The organism is Mucilaginibacter sp. Mucisp73 (assembly GCF_059491465.1).
In genome coordinates this window covers 4,830,451-4,849,062 of the sequence record NZ_CP168507.1, presented here as the reverse complement: position 1 = coordinate 4,849,062, position 18,612 = coordinate 4,830,451, and the positions used below count along the sequence as shown (strand labels likewise).

At 43.2% G+C, this 18,612-nt stretch carries 14 protein-coding genes; 9 read left to right on the top strand and 5 right to left on the bottom strand.

Going from position 1 to position 18,612, the window contains the following annotated elements; genetic code table 11:
- Window positions 1-28: 28 nt before the first annotated feature.
- The 3 genes from ACEN82_RS19930 to ACEN82_RS19920 form a co-directional block, all read right to left on the bottom strand.
- On the bottom strand, window positions 29-244 hold the full coding sequence (locus ACEN82_RS19930; protein ID WP_112652665.1) for a DUF2442 domain-containing protein: 216 nt from the start codon (window positions 242-244) through the stop codon (window positions 29-31).
- Window positions 245-405: 161 nt separating this feature from the next.
- Window positions 406-1,131 (bottom strand): YebC/PmpR family DNA-binding transcriptional regulator, encoded by a 726-nt coding sequence (locus ACEN82_RS19925; protein ID WP_413320703.1) that lies wholly within the window; start codon window positions 1,129-1,131, stop codon window positions 406-408.
- A gap of 144 nt (window positions 1,132-1,275) precedes the next feature.
- Window positions 1,276-2,229, bottom strand: coding sequence for an NAD-dependent epimerase/dehydratase family protein (locus tag ACEN82_RS19920; RefSeq protein ID WP_413320701.1), 954 nt, complete (start codon window positions 2,227-2,229; stop codon window positions 1,276-1,278).
- Window positions 2,230-2,866: 637 nt separating this feature from the next.
- On the opposite strand from ACEN82_RS19920, the gene ACEN82_RS19915 reads away from it, so the two are divergent.
- The 6 genes from ACEN82_RS19915 (at window position 2,867) to crtD (ending at window position 8,911) form a co-directional block, all read left to right on the top strand.
- Entirely contained in the window at window positions 2,867-3,874 is a 1,008-nt protein-coding gene (locus ACEN82_RS19915) for an aspartate-semialdehyde dehydrogenase (protein WP_413320699.1), read from the top strand.
- A gap of 78 nt (window positions 3,875-3,952) precedes the next feature.
- A complete protein-coding gene (locus ACEN82_RS19910) occupies window positions 3,953-4,735 on the top strand; it encodes a hypothetical protein (protein ID WP_413320697.1) in 783 nt (260 codons plus the stop codon).
- A 72-nt stretch (window positions 4,736-4,807) separates the two neighbouring features.
- A complete protein-coding gene (locus ACEN82_RS19905; protein ID WP_176622324.1) occupies window positions 4,808-5,590 on the top strand; it encodes a hypothetical protein in 783 nt (260 codons plus the stop codon).
- Between the two features lie 9 nt (window positions 5,591-5,599).
- Window positions 5,600-6,508: a LysR substrate-binding domain-containing protein gene (locus ACEN82_RS19900; RefSeq protein ID WP_413320695.1), complete on the top strand. Its 909-nt coding sequence runs from the start codon at window positions 5,600-5,602 to the stop codon at window positions 6,506-6,508.
- Between the two features lie 195 nt (window positions 6,509-6,703).
- Window positions 6,704-7,255: a type 1 glutamine amidotransferase domain-containing protein gene (locus ACEN82_RS19895; protein WP_413320693.1), complete on the top strand. Its 552-nt coding sequence runs from the start codon at window positions 6,704-6,706 to the stop codon at window positions 7,253-7,255.
- A gap of 180 nt (window positions 7,256-7,435) precedes the next feature.
- A complete protein-coding gene (gene crtD, locus ACEN82_RS19890; RefSeq protein WP_413320691.1) occupies window positions 7,436-8,911 on the top strand; it encodes a 1-hydroxycarotenoid 3,4-desaturase CrtD in 1,476 nt (491 codons plus the stop codon).
- Window positions 8,912-9,014: 103 nt separating this feature from the next.
- On the opposite strand, the gene ACEN82_RS19885 is transcribed toward crtD, so the two are convergent.
- A complete protein-coding gene (locus ACEN82_RS19885) occupies window positions 9,015-12,572 on the bottom strand; it encodes a VCBS repeat-containing protein (RefSeq protein ID WP_413320689.1) in 3,558 nt (1,185 codons plus the stop codon).
- 241 nt (window positions 12,573-12,813) lie between these two features.
- Between ACEN82_RS19885 and ACEN82_RS19880 the strand changes: the two genes are divergently transcribed.
- The 3 genes from ACEN82_RS19880 to ACEN82_RS19870 all read left to right on the top strand — a co-directional run bounded on the left by ACEN82_RS19880 (window position 12,814) and on the right by ACEN82_RS19870 (window position 16,654).
- On the top strand, window positions 12,814-14,133 hold the full coding sequence (locus ACEN82_RS19880; protein WP_413320687.1) for a vanadium-dependent haloperoxidase: 1,320 nt from the start codon (window positions 12,814-12,816) through the stop codon (window positions 14,131-14,133).
- 385 nt (window positions 14,134-14,518) lie between these two features.
- Window positions 14,519-15,250, top strand: a complete 732-nt coding sequence (locus ACEN82_RS19875) for a GntR family transcriptional regulator (protein WP_413320685.1) — start codon at window positions 14,519-14,521, stop codon at window positions 15,248-15,250.
- Window positions 15,251-15,646: 396 nt separating this feature from the next.
- Window positions 15,647-16,654, top strand: coding sequence for an IS110 family RNA-guided transposase (locus ACEN82_RS19870; protein ID WP_495644001.1), 1,008 nt, complete (start codon window positions 15,647-15,649; stop codon window positions 16,652-16,654).
- A gap of 624 nt (window positions 16,655-17,278) precedes the next feature.
- Here the strand turns inward: ACEN82_RS19870 and ACEN82_RS19865 are convergent.
- Window positions 17,279-18,544, bottom strand: coding sequence for a formylglycine-generating enzyme family protein (locus ACEN82_RS19865; protein WP_413321984.1), 1,266 nt, complete (start codon window positions 18,542-18,544; stop codon window positions 17,279-17,281).
- Between the last annotated feature and the right edge of the window lie 68 nt (window positions 18,545-18,612).

Genomic DNA, 18,612 nt, shown 5'->3' with positions numbered 1-18,612 from the left:
TCATATCTCACGTCTCATATCTCAAATCTTATAATGTTACATCTACACCCAGCTTGTTAAAACGGATGCCTTTTTCGGTTTGGCTCCAGTCTTCACGTTCCTCATCGGTAGCGTTTAATAACTGTGGAAACCATTCCAACGGGAAAGCCTGCGGCTTGCCACCATCAGTTTCCACAAAAAGAAGGCCGTTAGCAAAGGTAACCTTTACTTTTTTTTCTCCTTTACGTGTGTTGAATAGTGGCATGATGTTTCTTCTTTATGTCATTGCGAGGAGGAACGACGAAGCAATCGCATGCTGTACAGAGCGATGATGCTTCTGTGCGATTGCCACGCTGCCGCTCGCAATGACATGGTGTTTATTGTTTGAGTGGAACTAAATCCGAAATCGAAATTCCGATACCAGGATTACTCGGCCATGTTATGGTAAACAGCCTGCACGTCGTCGTCTTCTTCCAAACGGTCAATCAGTTTCATAATTTCAGGAACCTGATCTTCGCTAACAGCGTGGAATGATTGCGGGATACGCTCCAGCTTGGCCGATTTTACTTCGATACCCATCTCTTCTAACGCTTTTTGCATTTTACCAAAATCTTCAAAAGCTGTATGGATTACCGCAATATCGTTGCCATTTTCATCGGCTTCAACAAATATTTCTTCCAAACCTGCGTCTATCAATTCAAATTCAAGCTCTTCCAGGTCGCGGTTGCCCGGTTCAAAAGTAAAAACTGATTTACGGGTGAAGATAAAATCAAGAGATCCAGTTTTACCTAAGGAACCTCCATATTTGGTAAAGTAGCTGCGCACGTTAGCTACGGTACGATTTGTATTATCTGTAGCGGTTTCAACCAACACAGCAACACCATAAGGTGCGTAACCTTCGTAAACAAGCTCTTCATAATCTTTTTCGTCGCGGCTGCTGGCGCGTTTAATGGCGGCTTCAACACGGTCTTTAGGCATGTTTACAGCCTTGGCGTTTTGTACCGCGGTACGTAAGCGTGAGTTGGTGTTAACATCGCCGCCGCCGGCTTTTACAGCCATTACAATTTCCTTACCCAAGCGGGTAAACTGCACTGCCATTTTGGCCCAGCGCTTAAACTTTCTTTCTTTGCGGAATTCAAATGCTCTTCCCATGTTTTTTTAGTTCATTGTTCATGGTTGATAGTGATAGATCAACCTTGTTGTATTACAAAGCTTTGCCTTATAAAGACAAGGCGGTAAATATAATATTTGTTTATATAACGACGGATAAAAACCTTTATCCTTTCGCCTTTAACCTTAAATTATCGTTTTCAAATTGGTCAACATGTCGGCCACCATTTTAGGCAGGTCATATTCCAGTTTCCAGCCCCAGTCGTTTTGCGCGTAGCTGTCGTCTATTGACTTTGGCCAGCTATCGGCGATGGCTTGCCGCGGATCGTTATTACTGTAACTGATTTCAAATTTGGGGATCAGTTTTTTGATTTCAGCCGCCAGTTGTTCGGGCGTAAAGCTAATGCCAGCCAGGTTATATGATGAGCGGATGCTGATCTGTTCGGCAGGTGCATCCATCAAACTGATGGTAGCTCTGATGGCATCATCCATATACATCATGGGCAGGGCGGTACCTTCGGCCAGAAAGCTTTCATAGCTGCCGGTTTTTAATGCCTGGTGAAATATATGTACGGCATAATCGGTAGTGCCGCCGCCTGGGTTTGCTTTCCAGCCTATCAGGCCCGGGTAACGGATACTGCGTATATCAAGGCCGTATTTATTAAAATAATATTCGCACCAGCGCTCGCCGGCCAATTTACTAAAACCATAAACCGTGTTAGGATCCATTACACAATACTGCGGCGTATTATGCTGCGGCGAATGCGGACCGAAAACCGCTATTGAGCTTGGCCAAAAAACTTTACTTACCTTAAACTCAACTGCAAAATCAAGCACATGCAGCAAACCGGTCATATTCAGGTCCCAGGCCATTTTTGGTTTTTGCTCGCCTACTGCCGAAAGAATGGCAGCTAACAGGTAAACTTGTGTTGGGCGGTGCTTATCAAATATGTGGTGCAGGTTGTCTTTATCAAGTACATTGATCAATTCAAATGGTCCGCTGCTTCCGCGCATGGCATAGGTAGGGCTGTTAATATCCGAAGCTATAACCGTTTCGGCCCCGTGGATATTTCTCAAAGCCATTACCAGTTCGGTACCGATCTGGCCGTTGGCGCCTATCACTAAGATCTTTTCGCTCATGCAATATTGAGTTTACCGCGCAAAGGTAGGAAATTGGTTTATTAAGTGAGTGGAAGTGAGTCCGAAAGTCAGATGTCCGTAAGTCTGGAAGTCCAAGCCAATTTTAATCTTTCGGACTTACGGACATCAGACTTCAGACTTTTTCCGCGTTAGCGATAGGAGCGGATACCGGCCTGTGGCTAATGCCTTGTGTAGTATGAGCGGATAGCGCGGGCCGCAGGTAACGCTATTATAGAGATTAGTGATTGGAGGTTAGTGATTAGTTTTTGTCTGAACTCGAATTAAACTAACTATCTGAATTTCTGAAATTTGCCTGGAATTCTATTAATTCTAAAAATTTCGGTTCAGACAAACTAATCGCAGAAGTCACAAGTCTGCCACCCGCTGGCCTTCGCTCAAGACTTGCGCCAGTATCGGGATTTCATGCTGTTAATTCTCAAATCCTGAAAATTCTGATTCAGACAAACAAACCAATCACCTAATCAACCACTCCCTAATCCCCACAATAACCATAGACTTAATATTTCTCCGATACCAAAAAAATGTGCATATTTGAGGGTTTAACTTTTAAAATACATAATTAATTAAAAACAGGCGCTGTGAAGCAGCCTGATACATTTCAAAAACAATTTAAAAAATGAAAGTCGCAGTAGTAGGTGCTACAGGATTAGTAGGCACCAAAATGTTGCAGGTTCTTGCAGAACGCAACTTCCCCGTTACAGAATTAATTCCCGTAGCTTCAGAAAAAAGTATTGGTAAAGAAATTACTTTTAAGGGTAAGCAGTTTAAGGTGGTTTCTGTTGAGGATGCGATTAAGATGAAGCCGGACGTAGCAATTTTCTCGGCCGGCGGAAGCACTTCATTACAGCAAGCTCCTTTATTTGCAGCTGCTGGTACAACTGTTATTGATAACTCATCGGCATGGCGTATGGACCCAACCAAAAAACTGGTTGTGCCTGAAGTAAATGCTGATGTACTTACCGCCGAAGATAAGATCATCGCCAATCCAAATTGTTCAACCATACAAATGGTAGTGGCGTTAAAACCATTGCACGATAAATATAAAATTAAAAGGGTGGTAGTTTCAACCTACCAATCTGTTACCGGTACCGGTGTTAAAGCTGTTGATCAGTTATTTAACGAGCGTAAAGGTATCGACGGACCGAAAGTTTACCCTTATACTATCGATTTAAACGTAATCCCGCAGATTGATGTATTTACCGAAAACGGTTATACTAAAGAGGAGATGAAAATGATCCTCGAAACCAAAAAGATCATGGGTGATGACAGCATCAAAGTAACTGCTACAACAGTGCGGATCCCGGTTATGGGTGGTCACTCTGAGTCGGTTAACATTGAGTTTGCTAACGATTTTGACCTGGCCGAAGTTCGTGAGTTGTTAGCTAAGGCGCCGGGTATTGTGGTGGTTGACGATACTGCTAACCTGAAATACCCTATGCCGCTTGACGCGCATGATAAAGATGAGGTATTTGTAGGCCGCATCCGTCGTGACGAAACTCAGGACAATACGCTTAACTGCTGGATTGTATCTGACAACCTGCGTAAAGGTGCAGCTACCAATGCGGTACAAATTGCCGAGTACCTTGCTGCTCAGCACCTGATCGGTCAGCCGGTTGAGGCGTAAACAGAATATTTCTTTTCAAATAAATAGGATAGGGATAGTCGTTTGATTATCCCTATTTTTATGCAGTAAATTTTTGTCATGAAAGCCTTGAACCTGATTGCTCTATTCTGTTTTATCACAGTTACTAAACTCGTTGCGCAAACACCGCAGGCCGTTGAGGCGGATCTGCTTAAATCATTTAAAAAGATTGAATACTGGCATCAAAAACAAGATACAGGCGACGACGGCGCGAGCGATGCCTTAGGAGATGCTAACGATGAATTTGGAAACAAGTTAAAAAAGTACGCGGAAACCTACCCAGCTTCCATCGGTATGCCTTTTAACTCGCTAAAAAAAGCGCAACTTGATATTTTCACTTCGGCAGATGGCTTGTTTAGGATCTACTCGTGGGAGACCTGGCAGGGAGGTACCATGCGCGATTTTGCTAATGTGCTGCAGTATAAAGTTGGCGCTAAAACAAAATCAGTGCTGCTTACCGGCAGCCAGGAAACTTATATACCGTTTTACAGCAACCTTTACACTTTTAAAACGGGCGATAAAACTTACTACCTGGGCATTTACGGCACGATATATTCAAGCAAAGATGCCGGCACCGGTATCAAGGTTTTTGATATAGAAAACGGGAAGCTTAATGATGATGCGAAGGTGATTAAAACAAGCTCGGGATTGAAAAGCAAGATCTATTATGATTATGATTTCTTTTCGGTAGTTGATATCCCGTTTGAAAAACGTCCTACCATTACTTTTGATCAAACAACGCAAACTATACATGTACCGTTGGTAAATGCCAAAGCACAAGTTACAGCAAAATTTATCACCTACAAATTCAACGGGCAGTACTTTGAAAAAATAAAAAGCTAAAAAACAGCTAACTGGCAATCATCGTAACAGAATGTCTGCCGGATTTGCTTTTTTTGTGTATCTTGTTTACCGATGAAAACCTTTAAGTTAATAATTGTTTTCTGCTGCTGTTTTTACTCAGCAAATTTGTTTGCCCAGAGTCCGCAGGCCATTGAAGCCGACCTGTTACGGATTTTTAAAAGGGTAAACTATTACGGTACTCACAAAAAAGAGTGGAAAGCAATTGATTCATTAGAAAAAATGAACAAGATCTTTGGCTTTAAGCTGAAGTACTATACCTCCAAATATCCCGGAACAATTAACTATCCCTTTACCGAACTGGTGAAAGAGCGGGTAGTGATAGCCACATCTGCCGATGGCTTGTTCCGTACTTATTCGTGGGATACCAGGCTGGGCAGCACCGGCTATGATTTTGACAATGTTTTGCAGTATAAGGTTAGCGGCAAAGTATCGTCATCGCTTAAAATGGATTCCGTTGGCAAAAAACATAACCCGGTTTACTGGTACTCCAAAATTTATACGCTTAAGGCGAATGCCAAAGTTTACTACCTGGCAGCGTATAATTCAGTCCGTTCAAGTATTGATGCTACCCAGGGCATCCAGTTTTTTACTATCGAAAATGGGAAGTTAAACGGTACCGTGTTACTGGTTAAAACCCCAACCGGGATGCATAGCAAGCTTTATTTTGATTATAACTTCCTTTCGGTAGTTAATATGAAAGTGATCCCGACTATTTATTATGATGCTAAAACACAAAGCATCCATAGTCCGTTAGTTAATGCAAAACGAGAGGTTACCCGCGACTATATCGTATATAAATTTACAGGTAAGTACTTTGAACGGGTAAAAAATTAACTTTGCCCCATGATCTCTTTCGCCCATCGTGTATTTATGGAAGTTGCTGCCAACCTGAGTTTCAGTAAGGCTGCCCAGGTGCTGTTTATTACGCAGCCGGCCATCAGTAAACATGTTAAAGCGCTTGAAGATCAATATAAAGTGCCCTTGTTTGAACGCAAAGGCAACAGTATTTTACTCACCGAAGCCGGCAACAAACTAAACGAATACCTGCAGCAGGCAACGGAGATAGAGCGGAAGGTGGAGTATGACCTTTCGGTATTAAGTAACCTGTCACAAGCTGCCGGGCATTTGCGTTTGGGCGCAAGTACAACTATTGCCCTGTATATTTTACCTTCGATACTTTCTGGCTTTCAGCGCGAATACGCCAATGTGGATGTACAGCTTGTAAACCGTAACAGCGAGTACATCCTGAACGCTTTGCTAAACCATGAGGTGGATATCGGCATTATCGAAGTTGATAACAAACTCACTACCGTATCATACAAACCATTTATGAGTGATGAGGTGATCCCGGTTTGCTCGGCTAAAAGTCCGCTGGCAGGCAAGTCATTAACATTAAAGCAGTTTGTAAAAACGCCCCTCGCCGTGAGAGAGCGTGGTTCGGGCACGTTGAATGCCGTATTAAAAGCCTTGTCTGCTTTGCATATTAAACCGGCCGATCTGTCGGTAAAGATCCGCCTTGGTGGTACCGAGGCTTTGAAAAACTTCCTGCTGGCCGATCAATGCCTTGGCTTTATGCCGCGCCCGTCAATTATCCGGCAACTGGCCGAAGGTGATTTGGTTGAAGTGCCTATTGATGGTTTGAAAATTAAGCGTGATTTCTTTTTTATCCGTCGTAAGGGGACAGAGGATTATGGGCTGACAAGTAACTTTATAAACTACGCGTTGCAGCATATTGGACACTCATCTGAATAATAAGTACACAAAATCGGCAGGAAAAAACTTTGTGTTTTCGCCTCTCTGCGAGAAAACTATTTAAGAAGCCTAATTCAAGATTGGTACTAATCAAGTTGTTATAGTCTCTTTTAAAATTCCTAAAACCATCCTTATTTTTGCCTGTATTTATATTGTATTTAATTTTTATAATCATTAATTAATAAATTATAAATTATGGCAAGTTTAAATGGTCGTAAGGTGGCAATCCTTACCGAAGAAGGATTTGAGCAGGTTGAATTAACAAGCCCAAAACAAGCCCTTGAGCAGGCAGGTGCAACAGTACACGTAATATCACCCAAAAGCGGGAAGATCAAAGCCTGGGATAAAACCAATTGGGGTATTGAGATCAATGTTGATAAACAGCTTAATGAAGTAAGCCCTGATGATTACGATGCGCTGGTTTTACCGGGCGGCGTACTTAACCCCGATAAGTTGAGACAAAATAAAGACGCGGTTGCCTTTGCATCTGCGTTTCTGGATGAGGGCAAACCGGTAGCGGCAATATGCCACGGGCCGCAATTGCTGATAGAAACAGGTATGATCAACGGGAGACGGTTAACTTCATACCCATCGTTAAAAACCGATCTTAAAAACGCCGGCGCCGATTGGGTTGATGAAGAGGTGGTGGTTGATAATGGCCTGGTGACAAGTCGCCGGCCGGATGATTTGGAAGCATTTAATCGCAAAACTATTGAAGAGATAGGCGAAGGCGTTCATCATGTGTAGTTTCTGAACCGGGATTTTTATAGGATTTTTTGGAGTACAGGATTTTTCTCTGGTTTAAAGAGATCTGATCAATGTGATTGGAATTTTATAAGATTTGACATTAGTTGGATTTTTCTAATAGGGTCAGAAAAAATCCTGTTAATCCTAAAAATCCCCCGAATCCCGGTTATCTTTACCCCCATGCCTCTTCCCAAAAAAGCTTTGATTATTGGCGCCGGTATAGCGGGTATTGCGACAGCTATCCGCCTGGCGGTAAAAGGATATCAGGTTGAAGTTTATGAGGCTAATAGTTACCCCGGTGGTAAGTTGAGCCGGTTTGAGCAGGATGGTTACCGCTTTGATGCCGGGCCGAGCCTGTTTACCATGCCGCAATATGTCGACGAGCTTTTTAAGCTGGCCGGAAAAACCCCGTCTGATTATTTCAGGTATAAAAAGCTGGATGTTGTTTGCAGATATTTTTATGAAGATGGTACGCGTTTAACCGCTTACGCTAATGCAGGCAAGTTTAGTGATGAGATACAGGAAAAGACAGGAGAACCTGCCGCAGCTGTAAAGCATTACCTTGATAACAGCAGTACGGTCTATAACGTTACCAACCACGTTTTTTTAGAGCGCTCCCTACATCGGCTTAAAACCTATCTGCGCTGGGATACATTTAAATCAATATTAAGGTTTGGTAAGATAGATGCCTTTCGCACTATGCACAAGGCCAATGAGGTCTTTTTCAAGGATAAAAGAATAGTGCAATTTTTCGACAGGTATGCAACCTATAATGGTTCAAACCCTTATAGCGCACCGGCCACGCTGAACGTAATCCCGCACCTGGAGCAGCATTTTGGCGCTTATTTTCCGGAGGGTGGGATGTATAACATAACTTCTTGCTTAGTGGCGCTGGCCGAATCATTAGGTATAAAATTTCACTACAATAACCCGGTAGCAGAAATTGTATTGCAAGGATACAAAGTAAAAGGGATCAAGACGAATGATGGAGTAGTTGAAGGGGATCTTGTGGTATCCAATATGGATATCTGGTTCACCTATCACAAGCTGCTAAGCAGTCATCCCAAACTTCATCCTCAAAAAATATTAAACCAGGAACGAAGCAGCTCGGCCCTGATATTTTATTGGGGGATCCGGGATCAGTTTAGGGAACTTGACCTTCATAATATTTTTTTCAGTGCTGATTACGAGGCCGAGTTTAATCACATTTGGCGGGAAAAGGAGATTTATCATGACCCTACCGTTTACCTTAACATCAGCTCCAAATATAAAGCAGACGATGCTCCCGAAGGCTGCGAAAACTGGTTTGTGATGATCAACGTACCTGCTAATACCGGGCAGGATTGGGATGCACTGATAGCCGGGGCGAGGGAAAATGTATTAAATAAGTTAAGCCGTTTGCTAAGTAAAGACATCCGTAAACTTATTGCTAATGAAAGCATTCTTGATCCGCGGAGTATCGAAAGCCGTACATCCTCATACCAGGGCTCGCTTTATGGCACCAGCTCCAACAGCCGGTTTGCCGCATTTTTACGGCATGCCAATAAATCCTCAAAAATAAAAGGTTTATATTTTTGCGGGGGAAGCGTACACCCGGGAGGAGGGATCCCGTTGTGTTTGCTGTCGGCAAAAATTGTGAGTGAGTTGGTTGGTTAAGGGAGGAAGATTGGAGTTTAAGTTACCAATATCCCCTCCTTTTGGCTATCGGGCACCCAGGGTTTAGCATGGCATGACGAATGTGTGCATGGATTTACAATTATTAACTCCCTTTCCTTTTCCTCCCGTTATAGCTTGTTATGATTACCTCTGCTGTATTAGCATCCAATTCCAATATCCTTGACGATTGCGATAGATAGGTTGATCCATAATAAAATTCGAGATGCTTTTTGCCTCCGTTCTTGAGCGTAATATCAGCATAAAAATCATCGGCCTTTAATTTAATATATCGTCTGGCAGAATTAGCGCCCGTTTTCCGGAATACTTTAATGCTATCCTGATTTTGGGTGGCTATTAAAACCTCGCCTCCTTTAGCCGATTGTACACTTGCCAGCCCTTTACCGTCGCCCGCAATATAAATGCCGCTATTAGCTACTGATAGCGGAGCAAAGCTGCCTTTTCCATTGCCTTTCATATATAAACCCATAAAGGCATCATGCCTGCCGGTAAAAGGTTCCATGCCAAAGTCGTTACCAGTCATTATCAGGTCGAGATTGCCATCGTGGTCAACATCTTCAGCTATCATGCCGTACACCGGGGCCATTTGTGCATCTTGCGGTAATGCACTGATACTAAAAGTACCAGTGCCTTTGCCGGTGATAAGGCTGGTGTTCATATCGGTTGCCTTAAGGATTACGGCACCTGCTTTGTCTTTTTCGCTCCAAAGATCATTCATGGTAGCATGACCAAAGCCGCGATAGCTTGGATATTTTTTGCGGATGGAGATCACCTGGCTGATGAGGTCATCGCGGGTATGCATGGGGAAGGGTTTCTGTGAGCCGTCCTCATCCTTCATAAAGCAAAATATCATGGCATCGAAGGAGCCGTTACCATCCAGGTCTTTACCCATAATGGTCATGGGTTGCTCAAATGATGCTTTGTAGTTTGAGTTTTGGCCCAGGTTACCGGCCACATAATCGATATTACCATCATTGTTGAAGTCGCCTGCAACTATGCTGTTCCACCAGCCCACATGATCATCAATGCCCGATTTGATCTTGCTAAGGCCATGGCCGGTGTTTTTGTAAAAGGTAACCGGCATCCATTCGCCAACCACCACCAGGTCCGCCCTGCCATCCTTGTCAAAATCCGACCAAAGCGCGTCGGTGATCATGCCGCCATGTATCAGGTCGGGGCAAAGCTGGCTGGTAACATCGGTAAATTTACCGCCATCGTTCCTGAGCAAATGGCTAACGGGTGATGAAGGGTAAGCCCCTGAAACCGACCTTGAACCTACAAAAAGGTCCAAATCGCCATCGCCGTCAAAATCAGCAGCACGTACACATGAACCGTTATCATATTCCACGGGCACCGCCGCAAGGTCGCGGGTAAAATGGCCTTTTTTATCGTTGATGTAAAGCCTGTCCTGCGCTGTGGTATGCCCTTTCTGAAATTCGTAACTACCACTTGCGATATACAGATCGGGGAAGCCATCGCCATTGGCATCAAACAATAATGCACCCATGTCTTCCTCTTCTTTAAAATCTTCGTGCACAAAACGGTTGTTATCCATAGCGAAATGACCGTTTGCATCCTGCACGAAAAATACCCCTTTGTTACCGGCGGAGCCTCCTATAAAAAGGTCATCATAGCCATTGCCATCCACATCGCCAACGGCAATAGCCGGGCCGTACTGGCTTAGCTTGTGCGGCAGGGTAGGCTGTATATTATAATCGATAGCGTCTTTTTCCTGGTGCACGTATTTTATGCCTGTTTGGTTGTTAGCCTCCTGAAACACCGGGATGATTTTGCCGGATGCCTCTGGCGGGAAATAGCCCGACGCGTTTTTATATTGTAATGTAAGTGTTTGGTTTCCCTTAACATTGGTAAGCAACTGGGTTTTACCATCGGGCCAGCGTACTCGCAATGAATCGACAAATGTAGTGGCCCCTATGCCAAAATGCCCGCGGGCATCATCCGTACTCATATAGCCGCGACAGGGTTGCTGGTCATAAAACTGCTGCTTGCCTTTGTAATAGATACGGATGGTAGCACCAATACCGTCAATATTTTTGCTGTCGCCCTGTAGTGCAACAGTTAGGTAGTGGTGATCTTTGGCTACCTGCGTTTTGCTGTTAGCCGTGTTTTCATAAATAAAAGCATCGTCGTCGATATTATTGATCACGAGGTCAAGATCGCCGTCATTATCCAGATCGGCATAAACGCCGCCGGTTGAAAAGGTAGGTTTCACAATTCCCCAATCTTTCGATTGATCTTTAAACAAATACCCGCCCGCATTCCTGAAAGCATAGCTCGGCGTTTTTACAACCGGAAATGAATCGGCAGCAGCTAAAGTAGTATTCTCTTTAACGGTACGGCCCTGATCGTTACTGTATAAGGCATGGTCAAGGTCCGTAACGTCGCGGGGATAACCGTTGGTGATCATCATGTCACGATAACCGTCGTTATCAAAATCGGCCACGAGCGGTGTCCAGCTCCAGTCGGTTTGATAAACACCGGCCTGGTAAGCTATTTCGCTGTATTGCGGATGACCAGCGGGTGTTTGCCCCTGATTAAGCTGCAACACATTGCGGATGTACTGGTGCTCGTATTTAAATTTGTTATTGTTGATATAGGTGATATAATTATCGCCTACAAGCATGGTTTTTTTACGCACATTTTCTTCGGGCAGCATCTCTAATGATATCAGGTCAACCTTGCCATCGTTATTGATATCAACCATATCCGATCCCATTACCGACCAGCCCGTGTGTTTAAAATACTCGCCCGCGCGGTTGCTGAACGTGCCGTTTTTATTGTTCACCCACAATACATCGTTCGATATAAAGTCGTTACCTACATAAACATCCGACCAGCCATCGTTATTCACATCGCATATAGAAACCGAGTTGCCAAAGCCCTCTATCAATATCCCGGCTTCTTTGGTTACATTGGTGAAGGTGCCATTTCCGTTGTTGCGGTAAAGGCGGTCGTTATTCTGGGCGCTGCCATCGGTTAATTTGGGGCGATAGGCCACCGGAGTTTCTTTACCTAAAAAGTTGGTGAGCAGGTACATGTCAAGGTCTCCGTCATGATCGTAGTCGAAAAATACGGCTTGGGTGCTGTAGCCGGTATCCTGCAGGCCATAGGCTGCTGCCGATTCTTTGAAGGTTGGCACGCCATCTTTATTAGTTGCCTGATTGATGAAAAGCAGGTTTTTGCGATGATTGGGATCGCTTTTAAATGATGAGCAGACGTATATGTCCGGCCAGCCATCGTTATTGATATCAACTACTGATACACCTGCGTACCAGTCGCCATTACCGGCTACACCCGCCGCGTCTGTAACATCTTTAAAAGTAAGTAAGCCTTTGTTAATGTATAATTTATTGGCAACCATGTTACCGGCAAAGTAAACATCGGGCAGGCCATCACGGTTAAAATCGCCGATACCAACACCGGCGCCATTGTACAGGTAGGGGTGGTTAAGGATGTTGATGCTGTCACTTTCGGTAATGGTATTTTTAAAATCGATACCTGTTTGTGAAGCATCGAGCAGCTTAAAGAGCGTTGGGCTTGATGACTTTTTTGAACATCCGGCACCTAAAAAAAATAACAATAAGGTAGATAGTTTAAACGCCTTGGGTAAACTTTTTATCATGCAAATATGGTTAATAATTGATTGATGGTTTATGCTTTGGTTAAGCTTTAACTTATTGGTTATAATGCAATAAGCCACCGTAAAGAAAACGGATTTTACAATTCCTGTTTCTGCAAATTGTATCAAAAGTTAGTTAATTACTATCGGGCCATACTTAAATATTGATTAACTGTTAGCTTTGATCTGAACCCCTGATTTGAGGGTTAGACCAATTAAACTGATCAAGCCGTTGCTGTTCATCATGATGAAGAGACTATATTTTGCATTTATCGTTATTATAACCTGCTCATCATGCGGTAAGAAAAGCTGGGAAAAACCGGCCGAAACCCCGGATTTTATCCACCGGTCTATCAAAGATGTTACTGATGTGGTAAGGCATGATATTTATTCGCCGCCGGTTGCCAGTCGTATTTATGCCTATATTAGTGTGGCTGCATATGAGGCTGCGCGAAATGGCGATGATCATTACCAATCGCTTGAAGGGCAACTGAAAGGGCTCGACTCGGTGCCTAAGCCTATAGCCGGTAAAAAATATTGCTTCACGTTATCGGCATCTCATGCTATTTTAACCGTTGGCAAGATCCTGGTGATGAGTGAGGGCAGGATAGAGGGTTTTCATGACAAACTGATGCAGGAATTTAAAAATACCGGCATGCCCGATAGTGTTTATGATAACTCGATAGCGTACGGTAAACTTATTGCCGACAGGATCATAAAATGGGCGGGTAAGGATAACTATAAACATACCCGCTCATTATCAAAATATGATGTGCAAACAGATGACGCAAGCTGGAAGCCCACCCCACCGGCCTACATGAAAGGTATTGAACCGCACTGGAACGAGATCCGCCCATTTTTGCTTGATTCGGCACAGCAATTTAAACCGGCTCATCCCTTTACCTTCAGCAACATCCCCGGTAGTAATTTTTACAAGCTGGCTATGGAAGTATATGATACCGGCAAGCACCTCACCGATGATGAGGCAACTATCGCCACCTTTTGGGATGATAACCCCTTTAAGGTGAATATCAACGGGCACACTATGTTTGCCACAAAAAAGATCTCGCCGGGAGGGCATTGGATCAATATCACGGCGCTGGCTTGTCGTAAGGCTAAGGCCGGTTACGTGAAAAGCGCCGAAGCTTATGCTTGTATAGCTGTAGTTATTGCAGATAGTTTTATAAACTGCTGGGACGAAAAATATCGGAGCAAGGTGATCAGGCCCGAAACTTACATTAACCAGTATATTGATCAAAGCTGGATGCCATTGCTGCAAACGCCGCCTTTCCCCGAGTATACCAGCGGGCATAGTGTTGTATCTACCGCATCAGCAGCCGTGTTAGGCAAATTATTTGGCGATGAATTTTCGTTCGTCGACTCGACAGAAATGGAGTTTGCCATCCCCGCGCGGAGTTTCAGATCCTTTAAAGCCGCGGCCGAAGAGGCTGCTATCAGCAGGTTTTACGGCGGTATCCATTATATGCCATCAATAACTAACGGTGTAGATGAGGGCGATAGGATAGGGCAATTTGCATTAACTAAACTGCATACTAAGAAGTAGCCGGAAGTATGGGGAGTAACTCTTTTAGCAAATTCATAAGGCATAATCAAGGCGAATTTATAAGTAATTAAAAGGTTATTTTCCATCAGTTGAACCTTTAGTCGAGGGGTAATTATGGGACAATTTATCATATTAAACAATGAAATAACCATTTGTATGAACATTTAAGCTATGAAGATCTGAAAGTAAATAATCGATACCAATAACTGCTGCATAGTTAGGTTATTAAAAATAGAGTAAGTCACTGCATCATTAAAGTTCCATACAATCTATAAATATCCTGTACGGCGAATTAAAACACTCGCTTAAACCATGTAAATACATAATTAACCTTTTTACTATCTTTACCCGTACTTATTCCTCATTAAGGTTAGTAAAAGCCGTTATGAAATTAGCCATCGACCATAAAAGCCCTATTCCACTCCATATACAGGCCGAGCAATTGCTTCGCGAACTGATCAAAGACCCGGTTTACCAGGCGGGTAAATTATTACCTAACGAGGTAGAGCTGGCAAAAAAGTTGGCTATATCCCGCACAACACTGCGCCAGGCTATTAATAAACTGGTTTATGAAGAACTGTTGATCCGCAAAAAGGGTTTTGGTACTAAAGTTGCCAACTCCAGGATCAGTTCAAAATCGATGAACTGGCTCAGTTTTTCGCAGGAAATGAAAGCGAGAGGTATTACCGTAAAAAATTATGAGCTGCATGTAAGCTGGGTATTTCCTGATGAAAGCACCGCCAGCTTTTTCGGTATCAGTACAGAGAAAAAAATTGTGAAAATGGAGCGGCTACGGGGTAGCAGCGACAACCCTTTTGTTTATTTCATATCTTATTTTCACCCGCGCATAGGCCTTACAGGTGAAGAAGATTTTAAACGCCCGCTTTATGAAATGCTGGAGGACGAATATTCTACGATAGCAAACCTGTCAAAAGAAGAAATCAGTGCGCTGGAAGCTAATAAGTTCATAGCCGGCAAGCTTGAAATTGAAACCGGCAGCCCCGTATTATTCAGAAAAAGATTTGTTTACGATCAGGGCGAACGCCCCATGGAGTATAACCTTGGCTATTACAAAGCCGAAAGCTTCATATACACTGTTGAAAGCCGCAGGACCTGATCCTGAATACTTATTGGCAGTGACATACAACCAGGAAACCCTCTTTAGAATCAGTTGATGTATGTATATCTTTTAGATATTAATTGAGAATCGAAGAAGATGTCATTTCCTTTAGATTAGCTTCAACAAAATAATAAGGGTTATTATTATTGTTGAAGCTTTCTTTTTGCTTCTTTTTCTTTGTTAATAACCTTAGATTTTGTGGATAAAGTTAACAGCGGTAAAGGCGCATTATTGTCATTTCCAGGCTTGTAGGCCTATCGTTCGATTTACTCCTTTACCGCTTGTTTTAAACTGTGGCATCAAATAGAAATTAGAGTTTACGAGGCTCATTAGTAAGGAATTGATGTAGTTTAAAACATGTTAACTGTTTACTAACATAAACAGGGTAAAGATATGGAATTTGAATTTTTCATTGGCATCGATGTGTCCAAAAACGAATTGGACTTTGCTGTCCAGCAAGGCAGCCGGTTTTTATTCCACCAGGAAATTGCTAACGCTCCGGCAGCAATCAATACATTTCTCAAGGAGTTGGGAAAGCTTCTTGGGTTCAGCTTAAGCAAAGCTATTTTCTGCATGGAGCATACTGGTATTTATAACAACCATGCTTTGGCTTGCCTACATAAAAAGAAGGCACACATTTGCTTAGAAGCAGCTACCCAGATCAAGAACTCATTAGGGAATATCCGGGGCAAGAATGACAAGGTAGATGCCATGCGCATCGCCTGGTATGCTTATAAGGAGCGGGAAGGACTGCGTTTATGGGAGCCTAAGCGCGAAGCTGTGCAGCAACTTGCCCATCTTGCAGCTACCCGGTTACGGTTAATAACTGTTAAAAAACAGTTGAAAGTGCCACTAAAAGAGCATGTATCTTTTAGTACCAGCAAAACCAGCAAGCAGAACATACAAGCCTGTAGCCATTCCTTAAAGGCGATCGAAGGGGACATAGCCAGGACAGAGCGGGCTATTGAGGAAATTATTAAAGCGGACAAAGAATTAACCCGGATATTCAAACTGGCAACTTCAGTAAGTGGCATTGGCAAAGTAACCGCCGTACAGGTCATTGTTACTACCAACGAATTCAAGGATATTAGCGACCCTAAAAAGTTCGCTTGCTATTCAGGCGTAGCACCGTTTACAGATGACTCCGGTAAGCTTATTAAAAAGGCAAGGGTATCGCATATGGCCAACAAAAAAGTCAAAACGCTCCTACATCTTGCCGCTATAGTTGCCATACAGCATAACCAAGATCTAAAACGCTTTTACGAACGTAAGGTATTGCAGGAGAAAAAGAATAAAATGAGTGTCATTAATGCAGTTAGGAACAAACTCATATTACGCCTTTTCGCCTGCGTCAACCAAAACAGACCTTACGAAAAAAATTATCAAAAATTAGTTGCTTAAATCATAGAAATCGAAGCGAACACTGGTGGGGCAGCGCGCAAGAGTGAGGAGAAATCTTCTACATTGTGCTAAGCTGCCATGCAAAAGTTTATCGCTCGTATAAGATTTCTCACTCGTTCCTCGTTTTGAAATGACAATTGTTTTTATTAGACGAATTCAATAGCCAGGACGGGTATAGCCACCTGTCACTTAAATTTAACAGCATTGGCATACTAACTAAACGGAAGAGACGTTAGAGCTGTACCATATTTTGCAAAAAAAACGGCAGTTTTTAAATTATTGCAATTCATTGCCAATTATCTATAAACCAATCGTTATCTATAAAAATATACCAATGAAAATAAAATTTTCATATTAAGATGACAATAAATGTAAATATTACACGTATATTTGTAACATCATGTGAATGGCTGACAGGCAGCGCCACCGGTTCGACTCCGGGTTTACATCTCTTCTCATAATTTAGGTTTATAATTGGTTAGAACGCATTCCTGCCCATCAGGAGTGCTTCTTTTTTTTATGCCCTTTTTGAAGCGGAGGGTGGAATGTTTAAAGCAGAAAGCTTTTGAACGTGTTAACCATTGGTCCCGATAAACTCTGATATATAAAATATCACGAAAAATATTAAAGTGCTTTTTGGGCGTCCTGTGTCGTATTATTACCATGCTTAACATCCTTTACACATCTAAAGCCAACGTGGTTTGTTGCCGAGCGATATTCGCCTTTACCTCTTGAGCCTACCATATAGCGGGTGCAGTACTGGTCGGTACATAAAAATGAACCTCCTCTTTGAACTTTCTTTTTTTGCCTCGGCTCCTGCGGATCTGAAGAATCAGAAGGCCCTTTAGGATTGCGCGCAACCATATTAGAATTAAAACTATTGTAATAATCATTGCGGTACCAGTCGGCACACCATTCCCATGCGTTGCCGGCCATATCATACAAACCGTAAGCATTCGCCGGGTATTTTTTTACCGGTCCCAGGCCGGTTTCACCATCTTCGGCATTATCATGATCAGGAAAAGATCCCTGGAAAGTGTTAGCCATCCAGCGTCCGTTCTGTTTTAACTGGTTGCCCCAGGGATATAGCTCACCGGCTTTACCTCCTCTTGCGGCAAACTCCCATTCGGCCTCTGTGGGCAGGCGTTTTCCGGCCCATTTGGCATAGGCAGCAGCATCTTCCCAGGCCACCTGTACTACCGGGTAATTTTCTTTACCTATCAAGTCAGAACCCGGCCCAAGCGGGTATTTCCAGTCGGCCCCGTTTTGGTATGACCACCATTGCGAAATATCATCTAATTGCACTTTCTGATGCGGAGGGGTAAAAACCACCGATCCGGCAACCAGTTTTTCGGCCGGTACACCCGGAAATTCAGCCTCGGTGGGTTTTTGTTCAGCCACGGTTATATAACCGGTAGCTTTTACAAATTTGGCAAACTGGTTATTGGTTACCTCGGTTTTATCCATGTAAAAACCATCAACAAATACCCGGTGAACAGGCCTGGCATCGTCCATGGCTTCCATACCGCCATCGGTCATACCCCTTGGATTAACCCCACCCATGCTAAAAGTTCCCCCGGGGATCCAGGCCATATCTGCATTGGTTTTGCCTAACGTTGTGTTAGCCACATTAATTATGGTAGGTTTAAATGCCTCACCTCCCTGGCGCATATATAAAATACTGTCTTCCCTGATCATCCCGTTTTTGGTACAGGAAATGGCCGCTTTAACTTTAAATCCGGCAGATGATGCAACAAGCCTTGAGTTTGTGGTATCAGTTTCATTTTTATGGCCGGAGGTGTGGCAAGCCTGGAAAACGAGAGACAATAGCATTAGGGTTAACCCTGTAAATAATTTAAGTCCGGTAAATGGGATATGCTTTATCTTCATCAAATTCAAATTTACTTATCTTTAGGTAAAAGCAGCTGAGGGGTTATGTAAAGATTATAGGATAATGA